This is a genomic window from Sporosarcina aquimarina (assembly GCF_033253705.1).
In the GTDB taxonomy this organism is placed as follows: domain Bacteria; phylum Bacillota; class Bacilli; order Bacillales_A; family Planococcaceae; genus Sporosarcina; species Sporosarcina aquimarina.
Genome location: NZ_JAUBDH010000002.1, coordinates 245,776 through 264,880, shown reverse-complemented (window position 1 = coordinate 264,880; position 19,105 = coordinate 245,776). Strand labels below are relative to the sequence as shown.

Annotated in this window: 17 protein-coding genes; all 17 read left to right on the top strand. The window is 41.3% G+C overall.

Annotated features, from left to right (window positions below):
• The first annotated feature begins 14 nt into the window (after positions 1–14).
• Positions 15–368 (top strand): 30S ribosome-binding factor RbfA, encoded by a 354-nt coding sequence (gene rbfA, locus QT716_RS03925; protein ID WP_317934606.1) that lies wholly within the window; start codon positions 15–17, stop codon positions 366–368.
• An 89-nt stretch (positions 369–457) separates the two neighbouring features.
• Positions 458–1,381, top strand: coding sequence for a tRNA pseudouridine(55) synthase TruB (gene truB / locus QT716_RS03920; RefSeq protein WP_317934604.1), 924 nt, complete (start codon positions 458–460; stop codon positions 1,379–1,381).
• Positions 1,382–1,384: 3 nt separating this feature from the next.
• Entirely contained in the window at positions 1,385–2,332 is a 948-nt protein-coding gene (locus QT716_RS03915; RefSeq protein ID WP_317934602.1) for a bifunctional riboflavin kinase/FAD synthetase, read from the top strand.
• A 129-nt stretch (positions 2,333–2,461) separates the two neighbouring features.
• Positions 2,462–2,731, top strand: a complete 270-nt coding sequence (gene rpsO / locus QT716_RS03910; protein WP_317934600.1) for a 30S ribosomal protein S15 — start codon at positions 2,462–2,464, stop codon at positions 2,729–2,731.
• A gap of 184 nt (positions 2,732–2,915) precedes the next feature.
• Positions 2,916–5,033 carry a polyribonucleotide nucleotidyltransferase gene (gene pnp, locus QT716_RS03905; protein WP_317934599.1) on the top strand — a complete coding sequence of 706 codons (2,118 nt, stop codon included), beginning with the start codon at positions 2,916–2,918 and terminating at the stop codon, positions 5,031–5,033.
• A gap of 79 nt (positions 5,034–5,112) precedes the next feature.
• Positions 5,113–6,345, top strand: a complete 1,233-nt coding sequence (locus QT716_RS03900) for a M16 family metallopeptidase (RefSeq protein WP_317934598.1) — start codon at positions 5,113–5,115, stop codon at positions 6,343–6,345.
• Between the two features lie 65 nt (positions 6,346–6,410).
• Positions 6,411–6,683: a YlmC/YmxH family sporulation protein gene (locus QT716_RS03895; protein ID WP_317934596.1), complete on the top strand. Its 273-nt coding sequence runs from the start codon at positions 6,411–6,413 to the stop codon at positions 6,681–6,683.
• The gene (locus QT716_RS03890) at positions 6,676–7,455 is read left to right on the top strand and encodes a hypothetical protein (protein WP_317934595.1); all 780 of its coding nucleotides are present in this window, start codon (positions 6,676–6,678) and stop codon (positions 7,453–7,455) included. The genes QT716_RS03895 and QT716_RS03890 overlap by 8 nt, the downstream gene beginning before the upstream one ends.
• Before the next feature lie 2 nt (positions 7,456–7,457).
• Complete coding sequence (locus tag QT716_RS03885) at positions 7,458–8,051, top strand: dipicolinate synthase subunit B (protein WP_317934594.1); 594 nt, start codon at positions 7,458–7,460, stop codon at positions 8,049–8,051.
• 100 nt (positions 8,052–8,151) lie between these two features.
• Positions 8,152–9,192, top strand: a complete 1,041-nt coding sequence (locus QT716_RS03880) for an aspartate-semialdehyde dehydrogenase (RefSeq protein WP_317934593.1) — start codon at positions 8,152–8,154, stop codon at positions 9,190–9,192.
• A gap of 29 nt (positions 9,193–9,221) precedes the next feature.
• Positions 9,222–10,115 carry a 4-hydroxy-tetrahydrodipicolinate synthase gene (gene dapA / locus QT716_RS03875; RefSeq protein WP_317934592.1) on the top strand — a complete coding sequence of 298 codons (894 nt, stop codon included), beginning with the start codon at positions 9,222–9,224 and terminating at the stop codon, positions 10,113–10,115.
• Positions 10,116–10,216: 101 nt separating this feature from the next.
• Complete coding sequence (locus QT716_RS03870; protein ID WP_317934591.1) at positions 10,217–11,884, top strand: ribonuclease J; 1,668 nt, start codon at positions 10,217–10,219, stop codon at positions 11,882–11,884.
• A 72-nt stretch (positions 11,885–11,956) separates the two neighbouring features.
• A complete protein-coding gene (locus tag QT716_RS03865) occupies positions 11,957–14,326 on the top strand; it encodes a DNA translocase FtsK (RefSeq protein ID WP_317934590.1) in 2,370 nt (789 codons plus the stop codon).
• A gap of 153 nt (positions 14,327–14,479) precedes the next feature.
• Complete coding sequence (locus tag QT716_RS03860; protein WP_317934588.1) at positions 14,480–15,208, top strand: GntR family transcriptional regulator; 729 nt, start codon at positions 14,480–14,482, stop codon at positions 15,206–15,208.
• Between the two features lie 49 nt (positions 15,209–15,257).
• Positions 15,258–16,331, top strand: a complete 1,074-nt coding sequence (locus QT716_RS03855) for a BMP family lipoprotein (RefSeq protein WP_317934587.1) — start codon at positions 15,258–15,260, stop codon at positions 16,329–16,331.
• A gap of 166 nt (positions 16,332–16,497) precedes the next feature.
• Complete coding sequence (locus QT716_RS03850) at positions 16,498–18,066, top strand: ABC transporter ATP-binding protein (RefSeq protein ID WP_317934586.1); 1,569 nt, start codon at positions 16,498–16,500, stop codon at positions 18,064–18,066.
• On the top strand, positions 18,059–19,105 hold the full coding sequence (locus QT716_RS03845) for an ABC transporter permease (RefSeq protein WP_317934584.1): 1,047 nt from the start codon (positions 18,059–18,061) through the stop codon (positions 19,103–19,105). Before QT716_RS03850 ends, QT716_RS03845 begins: the two co-directional genes overlap by 8 nt.

The following is a 19,105-nucleotide window of genomic DNA, read 5'->3' as shown; positions in this document are numbered from 1 at the left end:
CGGGGTGAAACTCCATGTCAATGCGCGTAAACCGTGTTGCTGAACAAATGAAAAAAGAACTCGGTGACATAATTGGTCAGCGACTCAAAGATCCACGCGTCGGTTTTGTAACAGTGACCGATGTGGAAGTAACAGGGGACCTGCAGCAAGCGATGATTTATATTTCTGTCCTTGGAAAAGATTCCGAGAGAGAGGCGTCGCTAGAAGGTCTTAAGAAAGCAAAAGGATTTATCCGTTCTGAGATCGGAAAACGAATCCGGTTAAGAAAAACACCAGAGATCGATTTCGCGTTTGATGAATCCGTCACATACGGCAACCGAATCGAATCGCTTCTGCGTGAAGTGAAGGATGACGAGTCGGATATTTAAACTGAAGGGATCGGTATCCATATGGATTTCCGATCCCTTTTTTACATTTGCGTATGCCGTTATGTATCATTTGTGAGGGAGGCGATGAAGTGAATGGGATTTTACCGTTATGGAAAGAAAAAGGAATGACGTCTCATGATTGTGTATTTAAATTAAGAAAAATTTTGCGCACTAAGAAGGTTGGGCATACGGGTACACTAGACCCAAATGTAGAAGGCGTACTGCCAATTTGTATTGGGACATCTACTAAAGTAGCATCCTACATTACCGACTCAGGTAAAGAGTACATTGCGGAAGTTGCAATTGGTACAGCTACTGAGACAGAGGATTCGGATGGTGCAATAGTGGAAAGAGATGAGTCGGTAAAGCAAATTACTCGCCGACAAGTTTTGAGCGCGTTAGAATCATTGACAGGCTGCATCACTCAAATCCCGCCTATGTATTCCGCTGTGAAAGTAAATGGACGTAAACTGTATGAATACGCTAGAAAAGGAATAGAAGTTGACCGTCCGGAACGAACTGTAATAATTCAAGAAATTGAGTTGCTTAGTGATGATGAATTATTCGATGGGGTCGAACCTCGTTTTTCCATTCGTGTGAAATGCGGTAAAGGTACTTATATTCGCACGCTTGCTGTTCAAATTGGAGAGCAGCTTGGTTATCCTGCTCATATGTCATCACTGGTAAGGACAGCATCCGGTACTTTTACACAAGAAGATTGCAAAACTCTTTCACAAGTTCAGGATATGAAAGATAGTGATGAATTGGAAGCTTTCCTGAGGCCGCTAGAGTCTGCGCTTAGCACAATTGAAACCATTGAAATTGAAGGCGACTTGCTGCCGAAAATTTTAAATGGACAAGTACTTCCGCTGCATTCAATTTTGAAATCTATAGAAGAGGTTGTTTTCACTTCCTCAGGCAAAGCGCTTGCGATATATGCACCGCATCCTGAAAAGCAGGGGTTAATGAAACCTGTGAAGATGTTTCCAGCTAATATTGGAAAGGAGGAATAACTAGTGGAAGTCATTGAGCTGCAAATTGCAAAAGAAATAAAGCCGATTACAAACAAAGAATTTTCAATGGCAATTGGATTTTTTGACGGATTACATAAAGGTCATCAGACTGTTATCCAGAAAGCGATTGACACGTCAAAAGAATTAGGTGTTACCCCAGCAGTTATGACATTCAACCCGCATCCGTCACATTTATTTGCAGGAGAAAAAGGAAAGATTGGATATATCACACCGTTAGAGGAAAAGAAGAGAATCTTAAACGATATGGGAATTGAAACACTTTTCATCGCAAAGTTTGACCGAGATCTCGCCGATTTGACTCCCGAAGAGTTCGTAAATGACGTGCTGAAAAGATTAAATGTCCGTCATGTAACTGCCGGATTTGATTTTACATTCGGTGCTAAAGGTAAAGGAACTATGGAACAAATGACAAAGCTGGCCAATGGGGAATTCGGTACGACATCAGTTAACAAAGTGGCTGAAGACGATGAAAAAGTTTCTTCTACAAGGATTCGAAACTTGCTGTCAGAAGGCAAAGTATCTGAAACAGCCAAACTACTAGGCAGACCTTTCCGCTCTATAGGAACTGTTGTTGACGGTGACAAGCGTGGACGACTTCTTGGTTTTCCGACAGCTAACATTATTCCAGGACAAGAATTAATCGTACCTAAAAATGGGGTGTATGCAGTGCGTTTTATAGTCGATGGAACTGCTTATGATGGGGTTTGTAACATCGGAGTAAAGCCGACATTTGATCATCCTGATGAAGCTCGTAAAACAATAGAAGTAAATGTATTCGATTTTGATGAGGATCTTTACGGAAAAGAAGCAATTGTGGAATGGATTGATCATATCCGCTCTGAACTAAAATTTGATTCCATTGACATGCTGAAACAGCAAATTGCTGAAGACAAACAAACAGCAAAAAAGATACTTACTAATAATTACTGACAGTTGCAAGGCATAGATCTGCATGCTATGATAAGAAAGTATACAAAGTATACGAACCTTTCCTTGGCATCACGATTCACCAACGGTTGCTTGGGACTTGGGGATATTAAAGAATGGGAGGTGAATAGGATGGCTATTACACAAGAGCGTAAACATGAATTGATTAACGAATTCAAAACTCATGAAAACGACACAGGGTCTGCGGATGTTCAGATCGCTATCCTTACTGAAGAGATCAACAACTTGAACGAGCACTTGCGTTCACACAAGAAGGATAACCACTCACGCCGCGGTCTTTACAAGATGGTCGGTACACGTCGTCGTCTTTTGAAATACTTGCGTGAAAACGAAGTTGCACGTTATCGTGATCTAATCGCTAAACTCGGCTTACGCCGTTAATATTGACAACCGAAAAAGCGGGCTTTGCCCGCTTTTTTCTATGCAAACGTATGGTGTAACTGCGCCAGTTTTTCATATCAATCATTGTTTATTGAAATATTTCGCAAACCAATGCTTAATTTGATACACTATTACGTAATACATACTACGTATTCACAGGATGTAAACCGAGAGGAGATCAATCATGACAGAACACAAGAAGTTTACTATGGATTGGGCTGGCAGAGAGCTCACGATCGAAACAGGACAACTCGCGAAACAAGCAAACGGGGCTGTTCTTGTACGCTACGGAGAAACTGCTGTACTTTCCACAGCTACCGCTTCTAAGAAGCCAAAAGCACTCGATTTCTTTCCACTTACAGTTAACTATGAAGAGCGTCTATATTCAGTAGGGAAGATTCCAGGAGGATTCATTAAGCGTGAGGGCCGTCCTTCCGAAAAAGCGATTTTAACTAGCCGTCTTATTGACCGTCCGATTCGTCCGTTATTCCCTGATGGTTTCCGCAATGACTTACAAGTAATTTCGATGGTCATGTCAGTGGACCAAGATTGTTCATCTGAAATGGCTGCAATGCTGGGATCATCACTTGCAATTTCAATTTCAGATATTCCATTTGACGGTCCAATTGCTGGCGTTCAAATAGGACGTATTAATGGGGAGTTAATCATTAACCCTACAACTCAGCAACTTGAAGAAAGTGAATTAGATTTAGTTGTTGCTGGAACAAAAGATGCAATCAACATGGTAGAAGCAGGTGCTAAAGAGGTATCTGAAGACATTATGCTGGAAGCAATTATTTTTGGACACGAGCAAATCAAAAAACTTATTGCTTTCCAAGAAAAGATTATAGCTGAAGTTGGTAAAGAGAAGATGGAAATCGAATTGTTCGAACTCGATCAAGATCTTTTCGCAGCGATCAAAGAAAGCTGTCATATTGAATTAGTACAAGCTATTCAAACAGAAGAAAAGCATGCAAGAGAAGAAGCGATTTCGGCTGTCAAAAGCGACGTGATTGCGCGTTATGAAGAAAACGAAGCGGATGACGCAACAATGAAGCAAGTACGTAACGTGCTTGAACAACTTGTTAAAGACGAAGTTCGCCGATTAATTACAGATGAAAAGATCCGTCCGGATGGCCGGGGACTCGAAGAGATTCGCCCGCTTTCATCTGAAACAGGAATTCTTCCAAGAGCGCACGGATCAGGTTTGTTTACGCGTGGGCAAACACAAGCACTAAGTGTTTGTACATTAGGTGCACTAGGCGAAGTTCAAATTATTGATGGTCTTGGGTTAGAGGAAACAAAACGATTCATGCACCACTATAATTTCCCGAACTTCAGTGTTGGAGAAACGGGTCCAATCCGTGCTCCAGGCCGTCGTGAAATTGGTCACGGTGCTCTAGGTGAACGTGCATTATCAACAATTATTCCAGATGAAAAAGAATTCCCGTATACAATCCGTCTTGTAGCAGAAGTACTCGAATCTAATGGTTCTTCTTCACAGGCATCAATTTGTGCATCAACTATGGCAATGATGAATGCTGGTGTGCCGATCAAAGCACCAGTTGCAGGAATTGCGATGGGACTTGTTAAAAAAGATGATAACTACTCTGTCTTATCTGATATCCAAGGAATGGAAGATCATTTAGGGGATATGGACTTTAAAGTTGCGGGTACAGCTGAAGGGATTACTGCTCTTCAAATGGATATTAAAATTGACGGACTTTCCCGTCAGATATTGGAAGAAGCTTTGGCTCAAGCAAAAATCGGCCGTATGAAGATTTTAGATCATATGCTGCAAACGATTGCTCAGCCAGCTCAAGAACTTTCAAAATATGCGCCTAAGATTATTATGATTCACATTAATCCGGACAAAATCCGCGATGTAATCGGACCTGGCGGAAAAGTTATCAATAAAATTATTGAAGAAACTAGCGTTAAAATCGATACAGAACAAGATGGAACAATCTATATCTCTTCTCCTGATTCGGAAATGAACGACAAAGCTAAGAAGATGATTGAAAATATCGTCCGAGAAGCAAAAGTCGGAGAATATTATATGGCGAAAGTGAAGCGCATTGAAAAGTTCGGTGCTTTCCTTGAGCTATTCCCAGGTAAAGACGGATTGCTTCACATCTCTGAAATTCAAGAAGAACGTACAAAATCAGTAGAAGATGTTATGAAGTTGGGCGATGAGCTCTTCGTCAAAGTCATCGAAATTGATAACCAAGGCCGCGTGAATTTGTCCCGTAAAGTGGTTATTAAAGAGGAAAAAGAAAAAGCAGAACAAAAAGGCGAATAATCTGTATCACCAAGAGTCTCCCTCCCACAGTAGTGAGAGGGAGGCTTTTTTGTTTTTCAAAGTTAAGGAGGTACGAAGTATGGTCATGATGAAAAGGTTAGATAACGGAATACGTATTGTTAGTGAGACGATCTCGCACGCCCGCTCGGTCTCGATAGGTGTATGGGTCAAAGCAGGGTCAGCAGAAGAACTTCCGGGAGAAGAAGGGATTGCACATTTCATTGAACATATGCTCTTTAAGGGAACCACCGAGCGAAATGCAAAACAAATTGCTCAGGAATTTGATCTTTTCGGTGGAGATATAAATGCATTTACGACGAAAGAAGCTACTTGTTATTACACAACGGTTTTGACAGATAAGGCTGAAGAGGCGATTAAGATTTTAGCCGATATGCTGCTGAACTCAAAATTGGACAGTGCAGAAATGGAAAAAGAAAAATCAGTTATTGTAGATGAACTTGCATCTGTTGAAGATTCTCCAGAAGAAGATGCGGATGAACGATTATGGGCGCTTATGTACCCGAATCATTCCATCGGGAAACCGGTAGGCGGAACACCAGAACGAGTAAAATCCTTTACACGCGAGAATCTCATTTCGTTTATGGATAGATTTTACACCCCTGATAGGATTGTTATCTCTGTGGCGGGAAATTTCACAAATTCCTTGATTACAACGATTGAACAGGAGTTTGGAAGGATAACGATTGAAGAAAAGAAACAGCCCCAGCACCTAATCGAAAAAGCCCAGTTCAATACTGGAGAAGTACGAAAGGTGAAAGATATTGAACAATCCCATCTGTTTTTAGGTTATCCTGGACTTAAATTGAAAGATCCGAATATCTACAGTTTGGTTCTGCTGGATAGTATATTAGGTGGCACGATGTCGTCACGCTTATTCCAAGAAGTTAGAGAAGAGAAGGGGCTAGCTTATTCCGTCTATTCCTACTACGCCTCTCACGAACAGGATGGAGCTTTTGTGATTGCTTGTGCATCGTCTCCTGACAACGAAGAACTACTTTACGATACTGTTCAATCCGTCATTCAAGATATTATTGAAACTGGTGTAACAGAAGAAGAGCTCCATAATGCTAAAGAACAAATGAGGGGGAGTTACTTAATCGGACTGGAAAGTGTCGAAGCGCATATGCATCGAAATGGAAACAATGAATTGATCCTGGGTGAGCACCGATCTGAGGAAGAAGTAATCGCAAGTGTTCAAGAGGTTACAGTAAAAGATGTTACACATATGGCGAAACGGTTGTTAGGGCAGTCTCCTGCAATTTCGATAATATCACCAAATCATTATTTATGAACTCACTGTCAGCTTTTTGCATGTTTCATCATAGACTAGTATCAAATGGTCTAGGAGGAATGCATGTGCTGTTGTCTGAACTGGCTCAAAAAGAGCTGATCCAAGTTGAGGAAGGAATACGCTATGGGTTTCTTGCAGATACTGACTTATTATTCGATCGATCTAGCGGTAAAATTATAGGATTTGAAATACGTGATCGAGCTGCAAAAATCCCGTTTCTGCAAAAAAAGGAGACATCTAAGCAATATATCCCCTGGAGTGAAATCGTTCTAATTGGCGAACATAGAATATTGTTCGGTCGTACTCATTTCTTAGATGGAGCAGAATTCGATGAATGAATCTCGCTGGTTATTGATTGGTGAAGATCGAAGAATGGAAGAGTGCGCTCAATTTTTAAAGGAGAAAGGTTTAGATGTTTCTGTCTATCCAAGTGATAGGGTGACGGATGCGCTTTCCATCAAAATTAAGGAATTGCGTCCCACCCATGTGGTGCTGCCGATACAAGGATTAAAAGGGTTTCTCTCTGCTGAATTATTTGAATCCCCTATCATGATTTTTACAGGGATCATTAAAGAAGCGCAGTTGGTTGAATTGGAACCACAAGGACATCATGTGCAGAATTACCTGAAAGATGAACGATTTGTTTGGAAAAATGCACATTTAACTGCGGAAGGATTTATTAAAGAATTCTACTTGGGAACCAATAAGCCGATTTCAAATACCGACTTTCAGATTGCGGGCTTCGGTCGCGTCGGGAGAATGCTTGCACATGTTTTAGTGGCTGGCGGGGCAAATATAACTATTTTTGCACGATCTGAAGCACAGCTAGGCGAGGCATCTGCATTAGGTTTTAACGTAAAAGAGTTATCAGATGATGCCGTATTTGAACCACCCTATTTGATCAATACAATCCCTGCGCAATGGCTAAGTATAGCATCCGACAATACTCTCAGGATTTTCGATCTTGCATCAAAGCCCGGTTGCCTACGTGACGGAGTGACCTCTGCATATTATACGTTACACCTTGGTCTGCCTGGTAAACACTTCCCGCAACAAGCGGCAAGTTATCTGGCGGAAACACTTCTAAGGATGTGCAAAGGAAAGGAGTAAAAATGCTTCAGAATAAACGAATAGGTCTAGGGATTACAGCGTCCCATTGTACGTACGAAGAATTACTCCCGATGATTGCTAAGCTTCAAGATGCTGGAGCTACTGTTGTACCGATAATTACTCATTCTGTGCTAACAGCAGCTACACGATTCGGAACAGGGGAAGAATGGATTGAAAAGATTGAGCAGGCTACTGGAGAAAAAGTGATTTCCTCCATTGCCGGCGCCGAGCCATTTGGTCCTTCTACACCAGTCGATTGTATGATTATTGCACCACTGACAGGGAATTCGATGAGTCGTTTTGCGAACGCCGCGACAGACTCGCCTGTTCTCATGGCAGCAAAAGCAACGTTACGAAACAATTCCCCGGTATTACTTGGGATTTCCACGAATGATGCGTTAGGGTTAAACGCAGCAAATTTAGTGAAGTTACTCAATATGAAAAATGTATTCTTCATACCATTCGGTCAAGACGATCCATTTAAAAAACCGAATTCCCTCATCTCTGATTTCTCGTTAATAGTCGAAGCGGCGTCTGCAGCTATTGAAAAGAAACAATTACAGCCCCTGCTCATTTTCCACTCAACTGAAATTTAAGTTATCCAACTATTCATGGCTATGGTATAATTCCTGAAATACGATATATCGATATTTTCTTTTAACTTAAGAAATATCCGGTTAAAGAAGGAGAATCATCATGCAGACTTACAATATTGCAATCGTTGGTGCCACTGGCGCTGTCGGCGCTAAAATTCTGGATAAACTCATTGAGCGGAAATTTCCATTCCGTTCAGTGAAGCTACTAGCTTCTTCTCGTTCAGCGGGTACAGTCATTCAAGCAGGTGGAAGGTTATTCACAATAGAAGAAGCGAAGCCTGAGTCATTCACAGGGGTTGACTATGCATTTTTCAGTGCAGGAGGATCTATTTCAGAAGAACTTGCTCCTGAAGCAGTTCGTCGAGGTGCAGTTGTTATAGATAATACGAGTGCTTTTAGAATGGATGCAGAGGTTCCACTTGTGGTGCCTGAAGTGAATCCTGAGGCATTGAATGGCCATAAGGGGTTAATCGCCAATCCAAATTGCTCAACGATTCAAATGGTCGTTGCCTTGAAACCAATTAAAGAAGTATTCGGCATCAAAAAAATTATTGTTTCTACCTATCAGGCAGTTTCCGGTGCAGGAGCGGATGCTATCTTAGAATTGAAGTCACAAAGCGGGCAATTTGATAGCCGTTCTACGAATCAGGCTTCTCAATTGCCAAGTGCTTCTGCTGAACGCCATTATCCAATTGCTTTTAATGCCATTCCGCAAATAGACGTCTTTGATGATATGGGGTATACGAAAGAAGAATGGAAAATGATGAACGAAACCAAAAAGATCTTTAACGATAAGTCGATAGCTGTTTCTGCTACATGCGTCAGGCTGCCTGTAGTTACTGGACATTCAGAGTCCGTTTACGTTGAAATCGACAAAGATGGTATTTCTGCAGAGCAATTCAGTCGTGCGATTAGTTCTTCACCTGGCATTGTTATACAGGATGATCCAGCAACTCAAACGTATCCGATGCCGTTATTTGCAGAAAATAGGGATGAAGTATTCGTTGGCCGCATACGGAAAGATCCTGATCATCCAAGAGGATTCCACTTGTGGATTGTTGCGGATAATTTATTGAAGGGCGCTGCGTTAAACTCTGTGCAGATTGCAGAGGAACTTATTAAGAATCATGAGGAACATTGACAACTAGAGATATGTAAAGGATGAGGCGAATGAGGCTAGGTTCGATTGGAACAGCGATGGTCACTCCTTTTAACCATGAAGGTGAAATTGACTATGAGGCAGTTACGCAACTCATTCATCACTTGTTGGAAAACGGGACGGATTCACTTATCGTTAATGGAACGACTGCCGAATCTCCAACGCTGTCAGAACAAGAAAAAGAGCAGATGCTTGCTCATGTGATATCAGTTGTAAACAAACGTATCCCTGTAATTGCAGGGACGGGAACAAATGATACACGAAGTTCAATCGAAGCAACCAAAATAGCTGAACGACTCGGTGCTGATGGCATTATGTCTGTGGTACCGTATTATAATAAGCCAGACCAAGAAGGAATCTATGAACACTTTACAGCAATTGCAGCTAGTACGGTACTCCCTGTGCTGTTGTACAACATACCTGGAAGGTCCGGAGTAAATATGACTTCAGATACTGTCATTAAACTTTCTAAAATACCCAATATTCAAGCAGTAAAAGAAGCAAGCGGTGATTTAGTACAAATGGCTGAGATTATTAATGGGACGGATGAAACATTTAAGGTATACAGTGGCGATGATGCATTAGTTCTTCCATTGCTCGCCATCGGAGGAGATGGAATTATATCCGTAGCATCGCATATTGTGGGGCTGGAGATACAACGGATGATCCAAGATTTTAACGATGGAAAAAATGCGAAGTCAGCTTCTATGCATCAAGCATTATTACCGTTATTCCAAGCTGTGTTTTCAAAGCCTAACCCAGTTCCAATTAAATATTATTTAAAAAAAGTAGGTGTTCCAGTTGGGGATGTTAGACTCCCACTCGTCGGAATACTGAAAAAAGATTCGTTTTTAGATTCTGTTTTAGATAGATTCAGGCAAGTAACCCGTTCAAATATGGAGTAGCCGGTGACAGTGCCGGCTTTTTTTGTTTGTGCAGAACTGCTATGTCAAGTATAATGAGAACTAGTCGTTTAGCGCGGGAATTTTATATAGGAGGAAACAATGTGACAAAAGTCAAAAATGAAGTAATTAAAGTTATTCCGCTTGGCGGAGTAGGAGAGTTAGGGAAATCAATGTATGTGGTGGAGATTGACGACGAATTATTTGTTGTCGATGCTGGCCTGATGTTCCCTGAAGAAGAAATGCTAGGAATCGATTTTGTAATTCCAGATATGACATACCTTGAAGAAAATAAAGATCGTGTAAAAGGAATCTTTTTAACACACGGTCATGAAGACGCAATTGGAGCAATTGCTTACTTACTTCAAAAAGTACAAGCACCAGTTTACGGTTCTAAACTGACACTTGCACTCGCTAAAGAACATTTAAAAGTAATGCCTGCGCCGTCGAATGTTAAGTTCTTTGAAGTATCTACTAAAAGCCGGATGAATTTCAAAAGGACATATGTAACATTCTTTAACACAACTCATAGTATTCCAGATGCACTTGGTATTGTGTTCCACACAAGCGAAGGCGCAATTGTCCATACAGGAGAGTTCAAGTTTGACCAAGCTGCTAAAGGACCGTATAAGCCTGACCTAGGAAAAATGGCGGCGCTTGGAGAAGAAGGCGTATTTATATTAATGTCAGATTCAACAGAAGCTGAACGGCCTGGATATACAACTTCTGAAACTGTAATTGAAACACAGTTGTCTAAAACGTTTTATGGAGCTGAAGGACGAATTTTAGTAGCGGTTTATGCCTCGAACTTCCTTCGCATTCAACAAGTACTGGACAAAGCACTTGAAACAGGCAAGAAAGTTGCTGTTGTAGGAAAGAGCTTGGAAAGCTACTTCGAAGTCGGTGTTAAACTGGGCTACTTAAATGTAGGTGACGACATTGTCATTTCAGTAAAAGATATCGGTAATTATGATGACAGCGAAGTCGTGATAATTATGACGGGTAACCAGGGTGAACCACTCGAAGCACTGGAAAAAATCGTTCGAAAACATCATCGGGATATCCGCATCAAAGATACAGATACTGTTTTGATTACTGTAACACCGTCACCAGGTTCTGAAGTATCGGTGTATTCAATGATGAACGAGCTCGCAAAAGCAGGAGCCACTGTGTTAACGTCTGCTCGGAATGTCCACGTTTCTGGTCACGGCAGTCAAGAAGATTTAAAAATGATGTTGAACTTAATGCAGCCTAAAAACTTTATTCCAATCACTGGGGAATACAGAATGCTGATTGCTCACTCTAAGCTTGCCCAACAGACAGGAATGCAAAAAAACCAAATTTTCATTGCTGACAAAGGCGATATCGTCGAATATAAAAATGGCAAGATCCGCATGAGCGGTCGGGTTACAGCAGGAAATGTATTAATCGACGGTATTGGTGTAGGTGATGTTGGGAATATTGTATTGAGAGACCGGAAACTTCTTTCTCAAGATGGTATATTTACTATCGTCATTACTTTAAGCCGTAAGCAAAAACGCATTGCTGCAGGTCCTGAAATCGTTTCACGCGGTTTTGTATACGTACGCGAATCTGAAGAGCTGCTAGAAGAAGCATCTAATCTAATCCGCAAGATTGTAGAAAAGTATGTGAATAAAGAGACGTTTGAATGGACAAACATTAAACAAGAGATCCGGGATACGCTTAGTTCCTATTTGTATCAACAAACAAAGAGGCGTCCAATGATTATCCCAATTATTATGGAGTATTGATCGAATGCATCTTCTTAAGGATTTCCGTGCCTTCAGGCAGGAAATCCTTTTTTGGCAGAAAGGAGGAAAAGCATGTCTAAGAAAGTCTCCAAAAAGAAAAAGAAACGCAATGCATCCAAGAAAAAAGGGAAAGGGAAAAGCCCCTTAAATCCTTTACTCTTTGAAGTGATTGGCTTAACTATGCTGGCACTTGCTGTTATTATCATGTTTGAATTCGGTCCAGTAGGCCGGGGTCTAGGTTCCTTCAGCAGGCTTTTGTTTGGTAATTGGCATGGTGCTTTTCCGCTTATGCTCATTCTCCAAGCGGTACTGTTTATGGTGAAACGTGGGGAACTTGGCTGGAAAAATCGTATTGTAGGCGGGTGTCTGTGTATACTAGGCAGTTTGCTTTTGTTCAGTCATATTCTATTGTTCAAGGAGCTCTATTCGAGCAGAGTGCTTTTATCTGATTCCGCTTTAAAGGAAACATGGAAAGTTCTCATTTCAAATGGCGGCATTAGTACCAGAAGTGGATCACTAGGCGGTGGATTTATCGGAGCTGTTCTTTTTGCAATGTTTTATTCGTTATTCGATTCTGCAGGAGCCGCAGTTGCAGGTGTCCTGTTATTGCTGACCGGTCTTATTCTTGTTACGGGGAAAGCTTTAGCTCCTTACCTAGCTGAGTGGTTTCCCTCTGTATTTTCGAGCGTTAAAAATAAAATATCGAATATAGACTTCCGTTCAAAACCAAAAGCAATTCCGGCAAAAAAACCTAAAACTACACCGGCAACTCGTTCAAGTAAACATAAGAATACATCAGCTGATGCTATTAAGTCAGATAACGAGACAATTCCAACGGGGATTATGCCAGAAGAACCTTACGTGCAGCCTATTATTTCGGCATTTAATGAACGGACTGAACCGGCGCCGGCAATACATGAGGATACTAAAAAGTCAGTGAAACCTTCCGAAGAGGAAATTATCCCGACTGAGACAGAAAATAATACGTATCAAGGTGTTTCTGGTGAGGAAGAGAATGAGTCTTATCAGCTGCCTTCATTTAATTTATTAAAACAACCACCTGAGAATGACCAATCGGGTGAATACAATGCAATACAGGCAAATGCACAAAAGCTGGAAAGAACATTCCACAGTTTCGGTGTGAAGGCACGTGTAACGCAGGTGCATTTAGGGCCAGCTGTCACTAAGTATGAAGTGCTGCCTGATACTGGTGTAAAAGTAAGCCGCATTGTCAGTTTAGCAGATGATATAGCATTAGCACTTGCAGCAAGCGGTATACGAATCGAAGCACCTATTCCAGGCAAGTCTGCAGTAGGAATTGAAGTACCTAATACTGCAGTAGCTGTTGTGAGCTTGCGTGAAGTATTGGAAGCGAAAGAAAATAATCGACCGGATTCTAAGCTTCTGATTGCACTGGGTAGAGATGTTACAGGAGAAGCGATGCTGTCTGAGCTGAACAAAATGCCACACGTCTTAATTGCTGGTGCTACAGGCAGTGGTAAAAGTGTTTGCGTAAACGGAATTATTATTAGTATTATCATGCGAGCAAAACCGCATGAAGTGAAAATGATGATGATTGATCCAAAAATGGTTGAATTAAACGTGTATAACGGGATTCCTCATCTGCTTGCTCCTGTTGTTACGGATCCTAGGAAAGCAGCACAGGCATTGAAGAAAGTTGTTGCTGAGATGGAGCGTCGATACGAACTCTTTTCACATACGGGCACTCGGAATATTGAAGGATATAATGAACATATCGATGTGTGGAACGAAGAAAACGATGAAAAGCATCCTAAAATGCCTTACATCGTTGTCATTGTCGATGAGCTTGCAGATTTGATGATGGTCGCATCGAATGAAGTGGAAGATGCTATTACCAGACTTGCTCAAATGGCACGAGCGGCGGGAATTCACTTGATTATCGCTACTCAGCGTCCGAGTGTGGATGTCATTACCGGAATTATTAAAGCTAATATTCCATCCCGTATCGCATTCGCAGTTTCATCAGCTGTCGACTCCCGCACCATTTTGGATAGCGGAGGAGCAGAAAAATTACTGGGCAGAGGAGATATGCTATTCCTGCCGGCGGGTGCTTCCAAACCTACGCGAGTCCAAGGGGCATTTGTATCAGATCGAGAAGTTGAGTCTGTTGTGGACTTCGTTATTCAACAACAAAAAGCGCAGTATCAAGAAGAGATGATTCCTACTGAAGTTGAAGAGGTTTCACAACTTGAAGAAACAGACGAATTATATGACGATGCTGTCAATTTAGTAGTTGAAATGCAAACAGCTTCAGTATCTTTGTTGCAAAGACGTTTTCGGGTAGGTTATTCAAGAGCAGCCCGCATTGTAGATCAGATGGAAATGCGTGGGGTCGTTGGCCCGCCTGAAGGCAGCAAGCCTCGACAAGTGTTGGTAGGTAAAGAATCAACAGAATTATAACGTACAAATTTGTCAGAAATAGGACAATCCAAGCCTATATGAAAATATTTATTTCTAAAAGTATGTTTATTTTCTCCTCCGGTAATGTTATAGTATGTGTGAAACGAACGTTGTTACACATCAGAGGTCTGACCTCGACCGGAGGGAGATGGGTTGATGATAAAGGCAGACCAGCGACATTTATATGTCCAAGTCATCGAGCATATTAAGCAAGACATTGAAGCCGGGATAATTAAAGAAAACGAAAAATTCCCTTCGGAGTTTGAACTGGCTAGAACGCTTGGTGTAAGCCGTGCAACATTACGTGAAGCTCTCCGGGTTTTGGAAGAAGAGAAAGTGATCATCCGAAAACATGGGGTAGGAACGTTTTTGAAAGCGCGACCATTATTTTCTTCAGGTATTGAGGAGCTATCCAGCGTCTCTTCCATGATACGAAAGGCTGGTATGGAGCCGGGCACTATTTTTTTGGAAGTATCAAATTCAATCGCTACGGAAGATAGTATTGAAAAGTTTGGTTGCAACGAACAGGATTCCATTGTTACAATAAAAAGAGTTAGAACGGCAGATGGTGAACCCGTTGTTTACTGCATTGATCAAGTGAATGCTCTAAATATTCAGTCGGACACAACTGGGCTTATGAAGAACTCAATTTTTGATGCGCTTGAAAAAGACGGTAGGATACATATTACCCAGGCGATTGCGCATATTGAACCAGTAGGATATGATCAAGAAGCGTCTTCCATACTGCGGTGTGGGGTAGATGTACCATTGCTTGTATTACTGCAAAAACACTACACGGAAAATGGTGAAATGGTTCTGCTTTCTAAGAACTACTTTCGCGCAGACAAATTCAGTTTCCATGTAGTCCGAAAACGGGTATAAGGCGAATCTCGCCATAATCATACCAACATATAAATAGGGAGGTCACAAAATGAGTAAACGCAGATTTGGTCTTGCACTATCCCTTGTACTTGCTGCAGGTACGGTATTGGGAGCTTGTGGTTCAGACAAAGAAGAAAGCAACGGAAGTGACAAAGGTTCATCTTCTGACGGAGGCAATACATCTGATTTCTCTCTCGCTATGGTTACTGATGTCGGCGGTATCGACGACAAATCATTCAACCAATCAGCTTGGAAAGGAATCCAGGAGTTTGGTGAAGAAAACGACTTGAAAAAAGGCGATGGCGGTTTTGACTATTTGCAATCTCAGAGTGATGCAGATTATACAACAAACCTGAACGCTCTTGCACGTCGTGATTTCAACTTAGTATTCGGCGTAGGATTCCTTATGGAAGATGCAATTGATTCAATTGCTACTCAACAAAAAGATACAGAGTTCGCAATTATCGATGGAGTTGTTGATCAGCCAAACGTTGCAAGTATTCTCTTTAAAGAACAAGAGGGAGCGTACCTTGCAGGTGTTGCCGCAGCTCTAATGACTAAGTCCGATAAAATCGGTTTTGTTGGCGGTATGGAGATTCCAGTTATCGAACGTTTTGAAGTTGGATTCCTTGAAGGTGTTAAAGCAGTAAAGCCAGATCTTAAAGTAGACGTTCAATACACAGGTGCTTTTGATAAGGCAGAGCTTGGTAAAGCTACTGCAAACCGTATGTATTCTGAAGGCGTAGACATCATCTTCCACGCAGCTGGCGGAACTGGTAACGGAGTATTCAGTGAAGCGAAGGAACGCAAAACAGCTGACAAAGATGCGTATGTATGGGTAATCGGAGTTGACTCTGACCAGTATGATGAAGGACAAGTTGGCGATGACAACATTACATTGACTTCAATGTTGAAGCGTGTTGACAATGCTGTAAATGATATCGCTAAGTTGGCTATGGAAGGTAAATTCCCTGGCGGTGAAACAAAAGTTTACGGTTTACATGACGAAGGTGTAGCGCTTGCAGATTCTCGCGGTGCAATTCCTGAAGACGTACTTGCTAAAATCGATGAGTATGACAAAAAGATTTCAGATGGTGAAATCGAAGTACCAGGTGAAAAGTAAGACAATCTTGTAAATGATAGATGAGGGCCGGTTAATTCCGGCCTTCGTTGTTTTTATATGCGTGTAAAACCTAAGTTGATAGACTAAAAGGTTCATAATTGAACCTTTTATTGTGTCAATTTAACTAATCAAGAGATACGAAATTATAAGCAAGGAAGTGAGATCAGTGGATTACGTCATCGAGATGCTGAATATACAAAAGAAATTCGGTACTTTCTATGCCAATAACAACATTACTCTTCAGTTGAAAAAAGGCGAAATTCATGCGCTGCTCGGCGAGAATGGTGCAGGGAAATCGACACTGATGAACGTATTATTTGGCCTTTATCAGCCTGACGGCGGGGAAATTAAAGTTAACGGGAAAAGTGTGAATATCACAGACCCTAATGTTGCAAATAATCTAGGCATTGGAATGGTTCACCAGCACTTCATGTTAGTCGAGAATCTTACAGTTACTGAAAATATTATTCTCGGAAGCGAACCCACAAAGATGGGTATGATCAACATTAAAGATTCTGCTAAAGAAGTTGCAGAAATCTCAAAGCTATATGGCTTAAATGTAGATCCCTACGCAAAGATTGAGGATATCTCAGTTGGAATGCAACAACGAGTGGAAATTCTGAAAACGCTTTATCGTGGTGCGGAAATTCTAATTTTTGATGAGCCGACTGCATCGTTAACACCACAGGAAATAGATGAATTAATCAGAATAATGCACAGACTGATTGAAGAAGGAAAATCTATTATTCTTATCACTCATAAACTTCAAGAAATTATGTCTGTGTCTGACCGTGTAACTGTAATCCGTAAAGGTGAAGGAATCGGAACGGTTACAACAGCGGAATCTAATCCTGAAGAACTTGCGACTTTAATGGTGGGTCGTCAAGTAACATTTAAAACAGAAAAAGGTCCTTCTCATCCTACAGAGGAAATTTTGAAGATCCAAGATTTAGTCGTAACAGATTATCGCGGAATCGAAAAAGTGAAGAAGTTGAACTTGTCTGTTCGCAGAGGCGAAATTGTCGGTCTGGCTGGAATTGACGGCAATGGACAATCTGAACTGATTGAAGCCATTACAGGTCTGCGTAAAGTGAAGTCAGGGGAAATTATTTTAGGTGATAAAGACGTCACCAATAAAAAGCCAAGACAAATTACTGAAACAGGTTTAGGACATATCCCGCAAGACCGTCATAAACACGGACTGATCTTAGACTTTAGTGTTGGATACAACGCAGCGCTGCAGTCCTATTATCAAAAGCCATACTCTTCTAATGGTCTTATGAATTACAAAGAAGTGACAAAACATGCAAACAAATTAATTGAAGACTTCGATGTTCGTACACAAGGTGAGCATGAGCTTGCACGCGCTCTTTCAGGTGGAAATCAGCAAAAGCTTATTATTGGACGCGAAGTGGATCGGAATCCTGACCTTTTAATAGCTGCACTACCTACTCGAGGGCTAGATGTTGGTGCAATCGAATTTATTCACAAGAGACTGATTGAACAACGCGATCAAGGAAAAGCTGTTCTTCTTATTTCGTTTGAACTTGATGAAGTAATGAATGTATCCGATCAAATTGCTGTCATTTATGATGGTGCAATTGTGGATACAGTGATTCCAGCTGAAACTACAGAGCAAGAACTAGGTCTGTTCATGGCAGGGCATAATAAAAATGAAATTGTTGAAGGCAGTGAAGGTGCTGTATTGAAAGAAGGTGAAGACGATCATGTCTAATCGATTAATCAATATTCTTGTACCCGTAATTTCAATTATTCTCGGGTTACTCGTCGGAGCAGTAGTCATGCTCGTGAGTGGATACGATCCTGTTGCAGGGTATATTGCACTATGGAATGGTATTTTTGGAGATACTTATGCAATTGGTGAAACAATTCGACAAATCAGTCCGTATATTCTTGCTGGTCTAGCGGTTGCCTTTGCATTCCGTACAGGACTTTTCAACATTGGTGTTGAAGGTCAGCTAATTGTAGGATGGTTTGCAGCTGCATATGTAGGAATGGCAGTAGAGTTACCGAAAATCATTCATTTACCGCTCGCATTGCTCGCAGCCGCGGCTGCTGGTGCATTATGGGGACTAATACCAGGTTTGCTTAAAGCAACTTTAAAAGTTCACGAAGTAATCGTTACAATTATGATGAACTATATCGCTTTACATCTTGTTAACGCACTCATAAAAGTAGTGGCGAAAGGCGGATTCAAAACCGATAAAATTCATGATACAGCATCATTAAGATCGGATTTCTTGTCCGAAATTACAGACTTTTCAACACTGCATTATGGTATCTTTATTGCATTATTCATGGTATTCATCATGTGGTTCATCCTTGAGAGAATGAAACTGGGATATGAACTTAAATCTGTTGGATTTAACGAGAATGCGGCACAGTACGCTGGGATGAACGTTAAGAAAAACATCATTATGGCTATGGTGATCTCAGGAGCATTCGCAGGTCTTGGGGGTGCAATGGAAGCACTAGGGACATTTGGTAATATGTCTTCTCGTGGTGGATTTACAGGTATCGGATTTGACGGAATTGCGGTTGCCCTTCTAGGTGCCAATACTCCGCTTGGTGTTGTATTTGGAGCAACTTTGTTCGGATCTCTAAAATACGGTGCAAACAACATGCCGAACGCTGCGAATATACCAATTGAGATCGTATCAATCGTCATTGCGCTCATTATCTTCTTTGTAGCATCCGGTTATATAATTCGTGTTGGATTGCAACGTCTAGGTAAGAAAAAGGAGGCGAAGTAA